Origin of the sequence: Paenibacillus sp. FSL L8-0340, assembly GCF_038593145.1 — a bacterium.
In the GTDB taxonomy this organism is placed as follows: Bacteria; Bacillota; Bacilli; order Paenibacillales; family Paenibacillaceae; genus Paenibacillus_AQ.
Map to the genome: position 1 here is coordinate 35,977 of NZ_CP151967.1, position 17,268 is coordinate 53,244.

Here is a 17,268-nt window from a genome sequence, read left to right on the forward strand (position 1 = left end):
TTATAATAATATTCGGTTTTGGCGAGGAGCATTCCGTGAAAAAACTTAAAAGAAGCCAACGTTTGGTAGACATGACCCAATTTTTGCTTGAGAAACCGCATGACCTGCTGTCGCTGTCAACATTTGCAGACCGGTATGGTGCGGCAAAGTCATCCATCAGCGAAGATTTGGCTATTATAAAAGAAGTATTTGAAGGCGAAGGCATGGGTGAGCTGCAGACACTGGCCGGAGCGGCAGGCGGGGTGCGTTATATTCCTAGAATGCCAACAGAGATGGCGCTGGCTTTCGTTAACCGTTTGTGCGGACAGCTGGAGCAGAGCGACCGGATTCTGCCCGGTGGTTATTTATATATGTCTGACTTGCTGGGGCTGCCTTCTCTGATGGAACAGGCCGGAAAGATCATTGCAACGGCTTTCTACGGGGTAGAGATTGATGTAGTGATGACCGTGGAAACCAAAGGCATTCCGCTGGCTTATGCAACAGCTGCACAGCTTGGGCTGCCGGTGGTGCTGGTGCGCCGTGACCATCAGGTGACCGAGGGCTCTGCGGTTAGCATCAACTATGTATCGGGCTCGCACAAGAGCATACATACGATGTCGCTCTCGAGGCGGGCGCTGCGTGAGAAGTCGCGGGTGCTGATCGTGGATGATTTCATGAAGGCCGGCGGTACCGTACGCGGTATGGTCGATCTGCTTGGCGAGTTCAATGCCGAAGTGGCCGGTGTAGGTGTACTCGTGGAATCAGGTGCGGTGGAGACGGAAGAACGTCTTTTGCATGACTATGTATCTCTGGTGAAGCTGAATGAGGTGGATTCCAAGGTGCGGCGGATTTCAGCGTATCCGGGTAATTACTTCTCCTCCTGAGCTGGACAGTTACTTTGCGTTAAGAAACAGTAAAATGTCGAAATCGTAAGGGATTATTAGAAAACCCCGCGAATGGTGTCGAAATCAATGGTTGCGCAAAAATAATCTTCATTATCAGGCATTTTTTGGAATCAAAAAGAAGGAATTCGCTTTGCTGTGTGGAATTATACACCAAGTCTCTGATGGAAAAAGGTGGTGAACACACACATGCAAATTACGGATGTCAGACTCCGCCGCGTCAACTCTGAGGGGAGAATGAAAGCAATCGCATCCATTACAATCGACAACGAGTTTGTTGTTCATGACATTCGAGTCATCGACGGTAATAACGGGATGTTCGTTGCTATGCCCAGCAAGCGTACACCGGACGGCGAATTCCGCGATATCGCACACCCGATTTCTTCGGGAACACGCGAGAAGATTCAATCTGCGGTTCTGGCCGAGTACGATCGCGCCGCTACGGAAGAAGAAGAGGTCATCGAAGAGGGAGCTTAAGCCTTAAGCTGACTCTGATGTCCAGCTGCCCTCCCAGGGCGGCGTAAGGTCAAGCCGTTTTTAATTGGGGTTCGAAGAAAAGGGAACCATGCTCACATGGTTCTCTTTTCTTTTTTCCCGATATGAGATATATTCAGTAGTGAGCTCAAGAAGTGGGAGGTTGGCATTCTTGAAAAGAATGGCTGTTGTACTTGCCGCAGGTCAAGGCAAGCGCATGAAATCTAAATTATATAAAGTGCTGCACCCCGTCTGTGGCAAACCGATGGTAGGGCACGTACTTGATACAGTTAAAGCGACCGGAAGCCAGCGTACCGTCGTTATTGTCGGATATGGCGCAGAGCAAGTAAAAGCCCATATAGGCCAGGATGCGGAATATGTGCTGCAGGAAACCCAACTGGGTACCGGTCATGCCGTCAAACAGGCTAAGGATCTTATCGGCAGCGAGGAAGGCACAACCATCGTGATTTGCGGTGATACACCGCTGGTCATGGCGGAAACGCTGGAAGGGCTTATGACACTGCACGAAGGGCAGCATGCGGCAGCAACTGTACTGACTGCTGTGATGGATCAGCCTGCAGGCTATGGACGGGTTATCCGCGGGGAAGACGGCGGTGTACTGAAGATTGTGGAACAGAAGGATTGCACCGCTGAGGAAGCAGCTGTAGGCGAAATTAATACAGGTACCTATTGTTTTGATAATGCCAAGCTGTTCGCGGCGCTGGAGAAGGTCACCAACAGTAATAACCAGCAGGAATATTATTTAACAGATGTAATCGGCATACTCCGGGCACAGGGTGATATCGTTCTGGGATATCAGGCTCATGACGCTGCGGAGTCTATCGGCGTTAACGACCGTTTGGCTTTATCCGAAGCAGAAGGTTACATGCGCCAGCGCATCAACCGGCAGCATATGCTGAACGGTGTAACCATCATTGATCCGGCTTCCACCTATATAGGAGCCGATGTCATCATTGGATCAGATACCGTGTTATATCCGGGTACCCAGCTGAAAGGCAAAACCGTCATTGGTGAAGATTGCGTGATCGGGCCTTTCAGTGAAATCGAAGACTGCGTGATTATGGACGGCGCTGAGGTGAAGCATTCCGTACTGAATCAGGCACAAGTCGGCGCACGGACTACCGTTGGGCCTTTTGCCTATTTGCGTCCGGGCACTGTACTTGGTGAGGAAGTCAAAATAGGCGATTTCGTGGAAATTAAGAATGCAGTGATCGGCGACGGCTCCAAAGTATCGCATTTGAGCTATGTCGGCGATGCCGCTGTAGGTAAGAATGTAAATGTTGGCTGTGGTGCAATTACTGCCAATTATGACGGATTTAATAAATCCAAGACGACAATTGAAGATAATGCCTTCATCGGCAGCAATGTGAATCTGATTGCACCGGTCACCGTAGGCAAAGGCGCTTTTGTTGTTGCAGGGTCGACAATCACAAGATCTGTTTCGGAGAATGATTTGGCCATTGCCAGAGTAAGACAGGAGAACAAGCCGGGATATGCCGAGAAGATCCGCTCCCGGGCCAAAGCAAAGAAAGACCAGTCAAGTCAATCGTAAGGGCCACTGCCAAAGCGCCGGATAGAGCTGAGATCTCTTTACCGGCGCTGCTTGGAAGCTAAATTCCGTCACGGAGGGTTTATATTTTATGACTTATTGCGATTCCAAATTAAAGATTTTCACCTGTAACTCCAATCCTAAGCTGGCTAGTCAAATTGCTGATTATATCGGAATTCCGATGGGTGAATCACATACCACAAGCTTCAGCGACGGGGAGATTCAGGTCAAGCTGTCTGAGAGTGTCCGGGGCTGCCATGTCTATATCGTACAGTCGACTTGTGGTCCGGTTAACGACAATTTGATGGAGCTTCTGGTTATGGTAGACGCGCTCAAACGCGCTTCCGCGAAAAGCATCAATGTGGTTATTCCTTATTACGGATACGCTCGTCAAGACCGCAAGGCGCGTTCCCGTGATCCAATTACGGCCAAGCTGGTAGCGAACCTGATCGAAAAAGCAGGAGCTCACCGTGTTATCACGATGGACCTTCATGCCATGCAAATTCAAGGCTTCTTTGATATTCCGGTGGATCATCTGCTGGGTGTCCCGATTCTTGCCCAGTATTTCCGTTCGAAGCAGATCCAGAATCCGGTTGTGGTCTCCCCGGACCATGGGGGTGTTGTGCGGGCTAGAAAGCTTGCCGATTTCCTTAACGCACCTCTGGCGATCATCGACAAACGCCGTCCGGAACCCAATGTCAGCGAAGTCATGAATATTATCGGTAACATCGAAGGCAAAACAGCGATTCTGATCGATGATATTATCGACACGGCCGGAACGATTGTACTGGGAGCCAATGCCTTGATGGAAGGCGGCGTGAAGGAAGTTTATGCTTGCTGTACCCACCCGGTATTGTCTGGACCTGCGCATGAACGTCTGGAAAATTCACCAATCAAAGAAATTATCGTGACGGATACCATTCCAATCCGCAGCAGCAATCCGACCTCGAAGCTCAAAGTGTTGTCCGTGGCTCCACTTATGGGTGAGGCGATTATTCGTGTTCATGAGGAGCTGTCCATCAGCAAATTGTTCGAAATCGAATAGTATTCGGGTAGTGCTCTTGTAGTGATATGACTGCCGTTCCCGCCTATATTCAAAAAGGGTTACACCTCCGTAACGGAAGATGTAACCCTTGTCGGCGTGATGACCCCCAGCTTTGCTGCGGCATTAATACCCTGGCCGGGAGATAAAGGTGAACAGGCTGCGGTTGTAAAGAGTTCCTTGCAGCTCAACAAAGCCTTCATCCGCCGCTGTAACTACACCGATGGCTACGTGCACATTGTCTCTGTAAATTTCGACAGGCACAGCATATTGGATGTGGTACTGGAAATGGCGCTGAAGCGTTAAGATGTCGCCCTGATGTGGCATCGTTCATCACCTGTCTTTGGAGTAAAGTGGCCCTAGGCTGCTCTAGAAGTAAGCCTAATAAAATTCATTGTACCAAAAACGGAACTCTTCTGCTTAAGAGAACCGGATGGAAAGGATAGGCCATCATGAAATGGATTGTTGGACTCGGAAATCCGGGACCGCAGTACGCCAAAACCAGGCATAACGTCGGTTTTATGGCGCTTGACGAGCTAGCGGCCAGAAACGGAATCACCTTTAACCAGAATAAGTGCAAGTCCGTAATCGGTGAGGGCGTCATCGGGGGAGTCAAGACAGTTCTGATCAAACCCATGACCTTTATGAACCTGTCCGGAGAAGCGGTTCGTGCATATATGGAATATTATAAAGTGAATTTAGAGGATATGATCGTTGTCTATGATGATCTTGATACAGAAATCGGCAAAATCCGGCTGCGTTATCAGGGAAGTGCCGGAGGCCATAACGGAATCAAGTCGATCATACAGCATACAGGCACGCAAAGCTTCAACCGTGTGCGGATGGGGATCTCCCGTCCTGAACCGGGCTTTGCTATTGTAGATTATGTGCTTTCTACCTTTCCCAAGAAAGACGGAGACAGGCTGAAGACCATGATCCTGGATACCTGTGATGCCCTGGAGTTCAGCCTGCAGCATACCTTTGAACAGACCATGGCCAAATTCAATGGCTAGCCGCCCGCTCCCGCCGCATCTTTAGGCTAAATACGGCCGGGCCGGGGCATACTGAAGGGTATATACTAACTTCAGGAGGCATATAGATGGCAATACACTACGTATGCAGGCACTGCCGGACATTTCTGGGAAGCATCAATAGAAGTAATATCACAGAAGCGCAGCTTGGTCTGCATTCTTTGACCCCTGCGGAGCGCAGAGATATCATAGCGTATGATTCAGAAGGTGAGATCACGGTAAAGGTTACTTGCGATTACTGCAAACAGGCCTTGGAGAACAACCCTGAGCTCAGCCTGCTGTCCAGTCCGCTTCAGTAAGGTGGAAGCGCCTGTCTCTATCGTCATCCGCAAGCCTTGGCCTTATCGCTGAGGCTTGTTTTCAATTCTAATCATAATAGGTGCGGCGGCTTAGGCTGCTGTCAGCCTGTTCAGTAAGAGAGGTGTCTTTTGTTGTTACAAGGTCTTATAGAAGCTTTTTCCAAAGATCCTGATTTTCAGTCTGTCACCCGCGGTGTTGCCGTAGGGATGAAGGAGCAGCTAATATCAGGTTTGTCCGGTTCGGCCAGACAAATTATGCTGGCGGCGCTGCATGAAGAAACCGAACGGCCGCTGCTTATAGTCACCCATAATATGTTCTCGGCCCAGAAGATGGCTGAGGATTTGCAGGAAGCGCTTTCTCCGGATCGCGTGCTGCTTTACCCTGCCAATGAGCTGGTTGCCGCTGAAGCGGCTGTCTCCAGCCCTGAGACGCTCGCTCAGCGGATAGATGTCCTGACCAAATGTGCGCAGGGCTTCCGTGGCGTTGTGGTTGTGCCTTATTCCGGCGTCCGGCGTCTGCTTCCATCGCCGCATGTGATGGCAGAGGCACAATTAACCGTTTCACAGGATGGAACCCTCTCTCTCGATGATTTTCTAATGTCAATGATTATGATGGGTTATGAACGGGTTGAACGGGTAGAGAACCGCGGTGAGCTTAGTGTTCGGGGGGGCATTGTCGATTTCTATCCAATGACCTCTTCACTGGCTTATCGGGTAGAGCTGTTTGATGATGAGATCGATTCGATCCGAACCTTTGATCCTGCAGACCAGCGATCCATCGACAAGGTGCGCAGTGTGAAGATCACACCGGCTAAGGAGATCATCGCAGACCAGTCCCGCCAGGATTCGGCAGCCTCTGAAGCGGCTGCGATGCTGGAACGCCAGCTTGAGAAAATGACCGACCGGCAGGCAAAGCTACGTTTGCGTGAGGAAATGGGCCGGGAGCTGGAGATGCTGCGGCAGGGCACCTATTTCCCTGAAGTCTATAAATATATCAGTCTGTTATATCCTGAACGCTGCCATTTATATGATTATATGGCACAGGATACTCTCCTTATTATGGATGAGCCGGCCAGACTGCTGGAAACGGCGAAACAGCTGGAGCGGGACGAGTCAGAATGGAACCTGCATTTGCTGCAGAACGGCAAGAATCTGCCTGATCTTCATCTTTCTGTAGATAATGAGGCTATCATGTACCGCCGCCCATTCCAGAGTCTGTTCATGTCGATTTTCCTGCGCCAGGTTCCACATATCCAGCCGCAGAACATCCTTGGATTTATCAGCCGCGGCATGCAGGATTTCCACGGCCAGATGAATGTGCTGAAATCGGAGATGGAGCGCTGGCATAAGTCGGGTGTGCAGGTCGTGATGCTGGCGAGCAGCGAGGAGCGGATGGAACGGGTCCGCCGGGTGCTGTACGATTATGGCATCGAAGAGCCTACTATTGTCCACGGGAATCTGGGCTCCGGTTTTGAGCTGCCTTCCATTCATCTTGCCGTGATCACTGAAGGAGAGATGTTCTCCCAGAAGCAGCGCAAGGCGCGCAAGGTTTCCAAAGGAATTGACAATGCAGAACGGATCAAGAGCTATACCGAGCTCAAAATCGGCGATTACGTGGTACATCAGAATCACGGTATCGGCAAATATATGGGGATTGGCACACTTGAGGTCAGCGGAATTCACCGGGATTATATGCATATTCTATATGCCGGTGGCGATAAGCTATCTGTACCGATTGACCAGATAGATCTGATTCAGAAATATGTCGGATCGGAAGATAAAGAACCGAAGGTATACAAGCTTGGCGGAAACGAGTGGACGCGAGTTACTAATAAAGTGCGTTCTTCTGTTCAGGATATCGCGGATGATCTGATTAAGCTGTACGCCGAACGCCAAAGTGCTCTGGGTTATGGTTTTGAGAAGGATACGCAGGAGCAGCGTGAATTCGAGGAAATGTTCCCGTATGACGAAACCCGAGATCAGCTGCGTGCTATCGAAGAGATCAAGAAGGATATGGAGCAGAACCGTCCGATGGACCGGCTGCTATGCGGAGACGTTGGCTATGGCAAGACGGAGGTGGCGATCCGGGCAGCCTTCAAATCAGCGATTGAAGGCAAGCAGGTTGCCGTGCTGGTGCCGACCACAATCCTCGCGCAGCAGCATTATGAAACCTTCCGTGAGCGGTTTGCCAATTATCCGCTGAACATTCAGGTGCTGAGCCGCTTCCGCAGCCGCAAAGAGCAGAATGAGACCATTAAGGGTGTCCGGCAGGGAACGGTAGATGTAGTAATCGGCACACACAGGCTGTTGTCGCAGGATATGGTCTTTAAGGATCTCGGTCTTTTAATTGTTGATGAAGAGCAGCGCTTTGGTGTAACCCATAAAGAAAAACTCAAGAAGCTCAAGACCAATGTCGATGTGCTCACCTTGACTGCAACGCCTATTCCACGGACCTTGCATATGTCGATGCTTGGCGTGCGGGATTTGTCAGTCATTGAGACACCACCGGAGAACCGCTTTCCCGTGCAGACGTATGTGGTTGAACATAGTCAGACGCTTACCCGGGAAGCGGTGGAACGTGAGCTGGCCCGTGGAGGACAGGTCTATTATCTTTATAACCGCGTTCAAGGCATTCAGGAAATGGCCGCCCAAATCTCCATGCTCGTTCCGGAAGCAAGGGTCGGCATTGGCCACGGCCAAATGTCGGAATCGGAGCTGGAGAAGACCATACTCGATTTCCTTGACGGAGAATACGATGTGCTGGTGAGCACAAGTATCATTGAGACTGGGGTGGATATTCCGAATGTCAATACGCTTATTGTCCATGATGCCGACAAAATGGGGCTATCGCAGCTCTATCAGCTGCGTGGACGTGTAGGACGCTCTAACCGGATTGCCTATGCCTATTTCACGTATCAGCGGGACAAGGTGCTGACTGAGGTCGCGGAGAAGCGCCTGCAATCCATCAAGGAATTTACGGAGCTTGGCTCCGGCTTCAAAATTGCCATGCGCGACCTTTCCATTCGCGGAGCGGGCAATCTGCTTGGTGCGGAGCAGCACGGGTTTATCGCTTCCGTCGGTTTCGACCTGTATTCGCAAATGCTGGCGGAAGAAATCCGTAAGCGTAAGGTCACTGTACTGGGAGAAGAGGATACTTCGCTGAAGCATGGCAATACGGTCATTGATTTGTCAATTGATGCGTATCTTCCATCCGAGTATATCTACGACAGCATCCAGAAGATCGAAATTTACAAGAAGGTTGCGGCGGTTTCCACTTTTGAGGACGCTGGGGAATTGGAGGATGAACTGCTTGACCGCTTCGGAGAATTGCCGGAGGCCGTAGTCAATCTGCTGTCCGTAGCCCGTCTCAAGGTATATGGAAAGCTCTATGGATTGGAATCAATGATCCGTCGTGGTGACGATGTTTCGTTGAACTTCCATGAAGGGAGCACCGGGGCCTTTGATACGGCCAAGCTTGCCAAAGTTGGAAATAGCTTTGAAAGACGTGTACAATTTGATAGGGATGCAAAAGCCAGTATCCGCATCAAGTCGAAGGATCTTGACGATAAGGCGCTGCTTGATCTGTTAGAGCAGTTTCTGGCAGCGGCCAAACAGTCTCTAAAATTGAAGGGAGAACTACATGATGTCGTTAAATAAAACAAAATCCTGGAAAGTGCTGCTGGTCTCACTGGCAGCGGCTCTTTCTTTCTCTATGCTTTCTGCTTGCAGCAGCAACAACAATAATAAAAATAATAATGCAGCTGATGATAGCAGCACAGCGTACGCTACCTACAAAGGGGGAACCATTACTGAGAAGGAATTCGATTTAGACACCCGTGTCATGAAATTCCTCTCCCCTCAGCAGGCCCAGTACCTGGAGATTGATACCTTCAAGGAATCTATTCTGAACCAGGAAGTGGCCTTTGAGCATCTGGCCGGCAAGGCAACAGATGAGGCTAAGAAGCAGGCCGAGAAGGAAGCCGATGTGCAATTAGCTGATCTTAAGAGCCGTTTGGGTGACACCTTTGATAGCGTATTAAAGGAGCAGAATCTGAAGGAAGACGATGTGCGGACTTATATGGTGCGTGTGCTTACGGTTTTTCAGGATATGCTGCTCAAAGTAACCGATGACCAAGTAAAGAAGGAATTTGAAGTAATCAAAGGCGATTTCACTGTAGCTACTCTTCGTCAGGTGTTGATCGGACTGACCGACGCCAACAAAAAAGAGCGTACCGAGGAAGACGCACTTAAGCTGGCTAAGGAGGTAAAGGCTAAGCTTGACGGTGGAGCGGACTTTGCGGAAATCGCCAAGCAATACACCGACGATACCGCGTCTAAGGAAGCTGGCGGCCAGCTGAAGGAAGTATTTCTGGGCAATTATTCGGAGGAGTTCAAGGCAGCAGCCCAGACACTGCCGCTGAATACAATCAGTGATCCAGTGCTAACAAAATTGGGTTATTACATCATTAAGGTGGAGAGCCGTACAGAAGCAACCTTTGACAAGCTGACCGGTGAACAAAAGGAAGCAATCAAAAGCTCGCTGGCTTCGCAGAGCGTGGAGTCCTTCCTCGAAAACAATCTGAAAGACCTGGAAATCAAAATCAATCTGCCGAAAAGCTCCGCTGCTGCCTCTGAGTCCGGAACAAACAGCGGAACTAAAGCTACAGAAGCTCCAAGTGCCTCACCAGAGGCTACACAAGAAGCCAAATAAACCATTTGCACGGACAAGCCATCCTGACGCTTCAAAGCGAGGGATGGCTTTATTTTGTAAATTATAATGTATAATTATGTTAAAAATAGCACATAACGGGGAGGGGTGCGCCGGAAGTCTGCGGATTAAGGATATTTAATGTTATACCTTCCAGAGGATGTATAAGGAACTGGGAAGAGATGAATACTATGGTCAGATATTACGATAAATCACTGGGATTATCCATTCCCTTAATGGACAGTAGTTGGACCATACTTCTTAAGAAAGCGGGGCAACATGTGAAATGAAAGCTACTGGAATTGTACGTCGTATTGATGACCTCGGTCGAGTTGTTATCCCTAAAGAAATCAGACGCACACTACGTATTCGTGAAGGGGATCCGTTGGAAATTTTCGTCGATCGCGACGGTGAAGTCATACTGAAGAAGTATTCCCCCATTGGTGAGCTGGGCGATTTCGCCAAGGAATATGCAGAGTCGCTTTATGAAGGCACCGGGCATATTACAATGATTACTGACAGGGACACTTTTATCGCCCTTGCCGGAGGCTCCAAAAAGGATTATCTCGAGAAACAGGTGGGTGTGCTTCTGGAGAAGGTAATGGACAGCCGCAAGACCGTGCTCGAAACGAATGCAGGCAGCTATGACATCGGTAAAGATCATGCAGAATTAATATCGAGCTATGTAGCTGCTCCCATCATCTCAGGCGGGGACCCCATCGGTTGTGTAGTGCTGCTGAACAAGGATGATTCGGTAAAAATGGCGCAAATGGAAATCAAAATGGCCGAAACGGCAGCCGCTTTTCTGGGCAAGCAGATGGAGCAGTAACAGCTTTGATACTATGGACCCCGCTTTCCTTTTGGTATGATACAAAGGGAGGGCGGGGTTTTGACATTCCATTTTGGAAAAGATAAGAAGATGCGGATTGCAGAAAAATGCGGCCGTCCGTGTAAATGCAACCAAAACCGCTTCTACTTACGCGCCTCCATGCGTTATAATATAGAAATTCATCCCATTATGGCAGTTATCGCTGTAGAAGCAGGTACTTTTATGAAATCTGGTACACAAGGCTCTAAATTACTGCAAGGCGCATTTATTCTCAGCGCAGCAGCCATTCTCTCCAAACTGATCGGTACGCTGCAGAAAATTCCGCTGCAAAATCTGGGGGGAGACGCCGTGTTCGGCATATACAACACGGTTAATCCCCTGTACACGATGCTTATAACGATAGCTATGCTGGGTCTGCCGTCTGCAATCGCCAGATTCGTGGCCGAGTCCTCGGCCGACAGAGATGAAAGCGAAGGCCGGAGGGTTCTGCTGCTGTCAGCGGCCATTACAGTCATCAGCGGCCTTGTGATCGGGGCCCTTGCCTATCTTGGGGCTCCGGTTATCGCCGGGTGGGTCGGCAACTCCCATGTCATTCCCGCGCTGCGCTGCAGCGCATTAGGGCTTGCTGTTGTTCCGCTTATGGCCGCATTGCGCGGTTATTTTCAGGGACTGCATAATATGGTCCCTACCGCGGTGTCGCAGGTTGTCGAGCAGTCGGTGCGGGTAGCTGTCATGATCGCACTGCTGCTGTATCTGACCGGGAAGGGAGCAGATGCGGCCACCATCGCGGCGGGTGCGCTGATTGGCTCGGCTGGCGGCGGAGCGGCCGGTCTGATTGTCATGCTGCTGTATTGGCAGAATTACCGCCGCCGTGTGAGCGTAGCGCAGCAGTCGGCTGAGCTGGCGATATCAGCTGCCGCTGAAACCGCCTGGACCCGGAGTTCTGCTGCGGACAATATCCGGGAGCAGACAGGAGCCAAGGCCCGCAAGCTGCTGGGCTATGGTATTCCAGTCATGCTCGGAACGCTGGCTATACCGCTTATCGGGCTGGTCGATGTATTTACCGTCCCCCGTTTGCTGTCGTCAACTGTCAGTGAAGCGGCGGCGATGGCGCAGTTCGGCATCTACAATCGCGGCCTGCCGCTTGTTCAGATGGTAACGATGCTGGCCACTTCGTTATCAGTGGTCTTCATCCCGGCACTCGCGGAGGCGAAGCACCGCGGAGATCTCGGGCTGATCCAGACCCGCTGCAGCCTGTCGCTGCGCTGGTTCTGGCTGCTGGGCCTGGCCGCTTCGGTTGGCCTGGCCGTCCTTGCAGAGCCGGTCAATGTGGCTCTGTACGGTGATGCTGCCGGCAGCGGCACGATGACCTGGCTGGCCTTTACCGCCGCTGGCGGTACGGTCAGCATCATCTCCTCCGCGCTGCTGCAGGGCCTGGGCGCCGTGCGCGCGCCGGCGATACATCTCTTGGCCGCCGCGGTGCTCAAGGCGGCCCTTAACCTGCTGCTGATTCCGCAGCAGGGCATTACCGGCGCAGCCATCGCCAGCGTGGCCGCACATCTCTTCGCAGCAGCGCTGAATGTGCTGCTGCTGTACCGTATGGGCCATCTGCGGCTGCGCTTCGCAGATGCCCTGGTGAAGCCCGCGCTGCTGCTCGCGGGCCTTGGCCTGGGCGCCGCAGCCGTAAGCCTCGGCGTTGGCAGTGCGGCCGCAGCCATCGGCTTCGGCGGCGGGCGTACCGCAGCCCTGGCGCAGAGCCTGCTCGGCGTGCTGGCAGGCTGCGCCGTCTTCGCGGCCGGCGCTGTTGCCCTGCGGCTGCTCAGCGAAAGCGAGCTGCGCCAGCTTCCGGGCTTTGGCCCGCGGCTTGCGGACAAGCTGAAGAAGCTGCGCCTGTTCCCTTAAGGCGCAGCTAGGGGTTCCAACCGTTATCTCTTAAGCATGAGATTACTATATTGCAGTACATACAAAGCTGCCTTAGCCTCAGCGGCAAGGCAGTGCAGAAGGAGTGGAGACAGGTATGAGCGCAACATTAACCGTGGTTGGCCTCGGTTCCGGCAATCCCGACCGGCTGACCCTGGGCATTATCAAGAAGCTGCAATCCGCATCCGCCGTTTATGTCCGGACCGCAGAGCATCCGGTGATGGCAGCTTTAACAGAGCTTGAAATAGCTTCTCAGTCCTTTGACGGGCTGTATGAATCGCTGTCCTCGTTTCCTGAGGTGTATGAAGCCATTACGGCGAAATTAATCGAGGAAGCGCGTTCCGCACCGCAGGGTACGGAAATTGTCTATGCCGTCCCGGGGCATCCCATGGTTGCAGAATCGGCGGTATCCCTGCTGCGGGAGCGCTGCCCGGGCGCGGGAGTAGAACTGCACATTCTCGGCGGGGAAAGCTTTCTCGATGAGGCATTCGTACGGCTTGGCTTCGACCCGATTGAAGGGTTTCAGCTTCTGGATGCTTCCGGTATCCGCAGTTCCCAGCTTCAGCCGGAGCTGCATACGCTGATCGGCCAGGTCTACGACAGCTTCACGGCTTCCGAAACCAAGCTCTGTCTGATGGATTGTTATCCGCCGGAGTATGAGGTAATCGTAGGACATGCTCTTGGAGTGGATAAGGAAGAACGTATTCTCCGGGTACCGCTGTATGAGCTGGACCGCCTGGAAGGGTACGGCAATCTCTCGCTGATTTATGTTCCGGCCAACCGCGCTGAAAGTGCACGAAAACGCACATTCGCCCGCTTACATGAAATTGTCGATACGTTGCGCAGTCCGGAAGGGTGTCCATGGGACCGGGAGCAGACGCATGAATCACTGCGCAAAAATCTGATTGAGGAAACCTATGAGGTTCTGGAAACGATTGATGAGGATGATCCGGACCATATGAAGGAAGAGCTGGGCGACCTGCTGCTGCAGATCCTGCTTCATTCCCAGATGGAGGAGGAGCAGGGCACCTTTAATGTCTATGATGTCATTGAAGGATTGAATGACAAGCTGATCTTCCGCCATCCGCATGTCTTCGGCGATAAGAATGCTGCAGATGCCGAGGAAGCGCTCCAGAACTGGGAGGGCATGAAGGCCGAGGAAAAACGGCTTAAAGGCGTAACACCGGAAGCAGAATCCGCGCTGAGTGGTGTTCCCCGTGATTTGCCTGCGCTAATGAAGGCCTACAAACTGCAGAAAAAGGCCTCAAAAGTAGGATTCGATTGGGACAACGTTGGCGATGTGCTGGCTAAAATCCGCGAAGAGGTTGATGAGCTTCAGGAGGCTATCGAATCCGGCGCACCGGCGGAGGAGCAAATGCTGGAGCTGGGGGATTTGCTGTTCGCCGCGACCAATGCTGCACGCTTCATCGGTGCGGACCCGGAAGAGGCGTTAACCCGTACCAACCGCAAGTTTGTATCTAGATTCCAATATATTGAGCAGCAGCTGCTAAGCCGGAACACCCGTCTATTGGACAGCAGTCTAGAAGAGATGGAAGCGTTGTGGCAGGAGGCAAAGGTCAAGGAGCAAAAAAATTGATTCTGAGCATCTCTAATATAGGCGTCGCTTTCCCAGCCTTTTGCAGTATAGGGGCTGCAGGAAGAGGCAATGATGTGAATGGGGCTTAACTCTCTGGTTTGGAATGCGGTGAGAGGTTTATAATGTAATAGTGCCTGAGCCTGGACTGCTCTCTTAATTTTAAAAAAATAGAGTGTTTGCGGCAGGAATTTCGGGCGGCATCCAGAATATCTTAAAGACGAAATGACGATTCGCGGCATATCCTAGCAGCTTATCGCGTTTCATTTATTTTTTTGTATCCTAGGAGGAACTTCAAATTATGAACAAGACAGATTTGGTAAACAACATTTCCGAAAAAAGCGGATTGGCAAAGAAAGATGTAGAAACCGTATTGAACGGCGTGCTGGGTGAAATTACAGATGCACTGTCCAAAGGCGATAAGGTCCAATTGATCGGCTTCGGTACTTTCGAAACCCGCAAACGTTCCGGCCGCACCGGCCGCAACCCGCAATCGGGCACACCTATTGAAATTCCTGAATCCACTGTACCGGCCTTCAAGGCTGGCAACAAGCTTAAAGAAGCCGTCAACTAATGCGCCTGGACAAATTCCTGAAGGTATCCCGTTTGATTAAGCGCCGCACTGTGGCCAAGGATGTGTCCGAACAGGGCCGGGTGCTGATTAATGGGAAGGAATCAAAACCGAGCAGTACGGTAAAGATCGGCGACGAGATTACAGTGCAATTCGGTCAAAAGCTAGTAACGGTCAAAGTGGAGAAACTGGTGGAAACGACCCGCAAGGATGAGGCCGCCGGCATGTATACGCTGCTCCGTGAAGAGCCTGTTGCCAAAAGCAACGGTCTCGACTGGTAAAAGCGCTGTAAGGATAAGCAGATCACAAGCAAGAGGGTGTTCCTGTAGCCAGAAGTGGCCGGAATACCCTCTTTGTTTTTAATAATAATAGAACTCTGTTGGCTTCGTGCAGGAGCTCTATCGGTCTTTTGAAATTCTAAAAGCCTCTGTTCTATAACCTCTTCTTCCACCATAGATTAGAAACAAGAAGGAGGGGTACATGCTATGATCGAGCCAGTCAAAGTCAATAAACAGCACGATCTGCACATGCGCAGTCGCAAGCAATTGGAGCTAACAGGCGTGCAGAATGTGGAGAGCTTCGACAGCGAGGAGTTTCTGCTACGCACGGAACTTGGCCATCTCACCATTCGCGGAAATCATTTACATATCAAGAATCTAAGTCTGGAGAATGGGCTTTTGTCTCTGGAGGGCAACGTCCATTCCCTGATTTACCTTGATCCCGGAGCACAGAGTAAAAACAAAGGCATCCTCGGCAAACTGTTTAAATGAATCCCGCGATTCAGTGGATCACCCTGCTTTACATGATGCTGGCCGGCACAGCCATGGGACTGGCCTATGACAGCTACCGGGTGCTGTCGCTGAAATTAAGCTTTCCCAAATGGCTGAATGCGCTGCTGGATCTGCTGTATTGGATGTGGGCGGCACTCCTCGTCTTCCGGATGCTTTATGCCGGGAATCAGGGACAATTGAGGTTTTATGTCTTTCTTGGCCTCTTTCTAGGCGTATGGATTTATTTTTTACTCTTCAGTGTTACGGTGCGGCATTTTGTGGTAATGTTAATTCAGTCGATTCAGTATACGTGCAGGCTGCTATGGAGAGCTGTAGAAATCGTAATAGGCATGCCGCTTCGCTGGCTTTGGCGCCTCCTGAGGGGGACGCTGCTGCTCTTGTGCCGGATCCTGTTATTTATCCTGAAGCTGCTGCTGCGTCTAACGAAGCCAATTTGGGTACTTCCAGTAAGATGGATCTCTCCGTCTTTGTCCCGGCTCTATCACAGTGCCTGGATGGTGAGATTGTCTGAGTGGTTGACTGCATGGTGGAAACGCTGAGATTGAACTGGGGGTAGGCTGCATGAACAGATTTTCTGCAGAAGAGAAGAGTAGCAATAACAAAGGCTTGGCTGCAGGCGCGAAGAGAAGAAGATTCATATGGGCGGTCATGGTTACAGTTTTTTTGGGCTGGGCCGGTTATATTTTCTTTGCCCAGAGTGCGGCAATTGCGGACAAGAGTGAACAGCTGGCCAAGAAGCAGGCGAGCAGCGAGGGAGTTACGGCTTCTCTCAATCAACTGAAATACGAAGTGTCACGACTTAACGATGACGAGTATATCGGCCAATTGGCGCGTAAATGGTACAATATGTATCCGTTAGGGGAACAGCCTATTCGTCCCGAGCAATCAGGACAATAAAGCAGGCCAAAAGAGGCTTTCGCTGTGTTGCCTTGCTTTGCTCTTTACTGTATAATCAAATCACCGCAGACTGGATGGACTTTATATTCGTCTGTATATTTTTAAGGGAGGATCATTTTATTCTATGGCAATTGAAGTGGGCACCAAGTTAGAAGGCAAGGTGACAGGCATCACGCATTTCGGAGCATTTGTGGATCTGTCAGGAGGTGTCACAGGTCTCGTTCACATTTCGGAAATCGCCGATAACTACGTCAAGGATGTTAACGATCATTTAAAGATTGGTGATGTAGTAACTGTCAAGGTGATCAACGTTGACAAGGACGGCAAGATCGGGCTTTCCATCAAGCAGGCTGTAGATAAGCCGGCATCGGAAGTACGTCCCCCTAGAGCTCCAAGACCAGAACGTCCAAGCGGTGGAGACCGTTTCGGCGGCGGTGGCGGCAGTGGTGGAGGCGGCGGCGGTGGTGGTGGTTTCAATCGTGAACGGGGAGGGCGTCCATTCAAGCCTGCAGCCGGTAAACCTTCATTCGAGGATAAAATGTCACGCTTCCTGAAAGACAGCGAAGAACGGATATCTTCGATCAAGAAGAACACAGAAGGAAAGCGCGGAGGCCGTGGAGCCAAACGCGTATAATCTACTTGCACATCATAAATAACCGCA

The 17,268-nt window shown here is 51.1% G+C and carries 18 protein-coding genes; 17 read left to right on the plus strand and 1 reads right to left on the minus strand.

Annotation, left to right across the window (positions count from 1 at the left end):
* Positions 1-35: 35 nt before the first annotated feature.
* The 4 genes from purR (at position 36) to NST07_RS00190 (ending at position 3,970) form a co-directional block, all read left to right on the plus strand.
* Positions 36-863: a pur operon repressor gene (gene purR, locus NST07_RS00175; protein WP_038584367.1), complete on the plus strand. Its 828-nt coding sequence runs from the start codon at positions 36-38 to the stop codon at positions 861-863.
* Between the two features lie 207 nt (positions 864-1,070).
* Positions 1,071-1,358, plus strand: a complete 288-nt coding sequence (gene spoVG, locus NST07_RS00180; protein ID WP_020425826.1) for a septation regulator SpoVG — start codon at positions 1,071-1,073, stop codon at positions 1,356-1,358.
* A gap of 169 nt (positions 1,359-1,527) precedes the next feature.
* On the plus strand, positions 1,528-2,928 hold the full coding sequence (gene glmU / locus NST07_RS00185; RefSeq protein WP_342480901.1) for a bifunctional UDP-N-acetylglucosamine diphosphorylase/glucosamine-1-phosphate N-acetyltransferase GlmU: 1,401 nt from the start codon (positions 1,528-1,530) through the stop codon (positions 2,926-2,928).
* A gap of 88 nt (positions 2,929-3,016) precedes the next feature.
* Positions 3,017-3,970 carry a ribose-phosphate diphosphokinase gene (locus NST07_RS00190; protein WP_019914487.1) on the plus strand — a complete coding sequence of 318 codons (954 nt, stop codon included), beginning with the start codon at positions 3,017-3,019 and terminating at the stop codon, positions 3,968-3,970.
* 123 nt (positions 3,971-4,093) lie between these two features.
* On the opposite strand, the gene NST07_RS00195 is transcribed toward NST07_RS00190, so the two are convergent.
* Positions 4,094-4,294, minus strand: coding sequence for a hypothetical protein (locus NST07_RS00195; RefSeq protein WP_038584374.1), 201 nt, complete (start codon positions 4,292-4,294; stop codon positions 4,094-4,096).
* A gap of 125 nt (positions 4,295-4,419) precedes the next feature.
* Here NST07_RS00195 and pth point away from each other — a divergent pair, with 125 nt between their 5' ends.
* The 13 genes from pth to NST07_RS00260 all read left to right on the plus strand — a co-directional run bounded on the left by pth (position 4,420) and on the right by NST07_RS00260 (position 17,241).
* A complete protein-coding gene (pth, locus tag NST07_RS00200; RefSeq protein WP_341089024.1) occupies positions 4,420-4,980 on the plus strand; it encodes an aminoacyl-tRNA hydrolase in 561 nt (186 codons plus the stop codon).
* A gap of 86 nt (positions 4,981-5,066) precedes the next feature.
* Complete coding sequence (locus NST07_RS00205; RefSeq protein WP_341089025.1) at positions 5,067-5,297, plus strand: anti-sigma-F factor Fin family protein; 231 nt, start codon at positions 5,067-5,069, stop codon at positions 5,295-5,297.
* A gap of 132 nt (positions 5,298-5,429) precedes the next feature.
* Positions 5,430-8,954: a transcription-repair coupling factor gene (gene mfd, locus NST07_RS00210; protein ID WP_342481915.1), complete on the plus strand. Its 3,525-nt coding sequence runs from the start codon at positions 5,430-5,432 to the stop codon at positions 8,952-8,954.
* Positions 8,941-10,008: a peptidylprolyl isomerase gene (locus NST07_RS00215; protein WP_342480902.1), complete on the plus strand. Its 1,068-nt coding sequence runs from the start codon at positions 8,941-8,943 to the stop codon at positions 10,006-10,008. The genes mfd and NST07_RS00215 overlap by 14 nt, the downstream gene beginning before the upstream one ends.
* Before the next feature lie 283 nt (positions 10,009-10,291).
* Entirely contained in the window at positions 10,292-10,834 is a 543-nt protein-coding gene (spoVT, locus tag NST07_RS00220) for a stage V sporulation protein T (protein WP_038584386.1), read from the plus strand.
* Positions 10,835-11,056: 222 nt separating this feature from the next.
* The gene (locus NST07_RS00225) at positions 11,057-12,736 is read left to right on the plus strand and encodes a polysaccharide biosynthesis protein (protein WP_342481916.1); all 1,680 of its coding nucleotides are present in this window, start codon (positions 11,057-11,059) and stop codon (positions 12,734-12,736) included.
* A 115-nt stretch (positions 12,737-12,851) separates the two neighbouring features.
* Positions 12,852-14,351, plus strand: a complete 1,500-nt coding sequence (gene mazG, locus NST07_RS00230) for a nucleoside triphosphate pyrophosphohydrolase (RefSeq protein WP_341089028.1) — start codon at positions 12,852-12,854, stop codon at positions 14,349-14,351.
* Positions 14,352-14,649: 298 nt separating this feature from the next.
* The gene (locus NST07_RS00235; RefSeq protein WP_038584392.1) at positions 14,650-14,922 is read left to right on the plus strand and encodes an HU family DNA-binding protein; all 273 of its coding nucleotides are present in this window, start codon (positions 14,650-14,652) and stop codon (positions 14,920-14,922) included.
* Positions 14,922-15,200 (plus strand): RNA-binding S4 domain-containing protein, encoded by a 279-nt coding sequence (locus tag NST07_RS00240; RefSeq protein ID WP_150275633.1) that lies wholly within the window; start codon positions 14,922-14,924, stop codon positions 15,198-15,200. Before NST07_RS00235 ends, NST07_RS00240 begins: the two co-directional genes overlap by 1 nt.
* Positions 15,201-15,404: 204 nt before the next feature.
* Positions 15,405-15,689: a sporulation protein YabP gene (gene yabP, locus NST07_RS00245; protein WP_076113635.1), complete on the plus strand. Its 285-nt coding sequence runs from the start codon at positions 15,405-15,407 to the stop codon at positions 15,687-15,689.
* Entirely contained in the window at positions 15,686-16,249 is a 564-nt protein-coding gene (gene yabQ / locus NST07_RS00250) for a spore cortex biosynthesis protein YabQ (protein WP_341089033.1), read from the plus strand. The genes yabP and yabQ overlap by 4 nt, the downstream gene beginning before the upstream one ends.
* A gap of 22 nt (positions 16,250-16,271) precedes the next feature.
* Complete coding sequence (locus NST07_RS00255) at positions 16,272-16,607, plus strand: septum formation initiator family protein (protein ID WP_341376983.1); 336 nt, start codon at positions 16,272-16,274, stop codon at positions 16,605-16,607.
* Between the two features lie 124 nt (positions 16,608-16,731).
* Complete coding sequence (locus NST07_RS00260; protein WP_341089036.1) at positions 16,732-17,241, plus strand: S1 domain-containing RNA-binding protein; 510 nt, start codon at positions 16,732-16,734, stop codon at positions 17,239-17,241.
* Positions 17,242-17,268 lie beyond the last annotated feature (27 nt).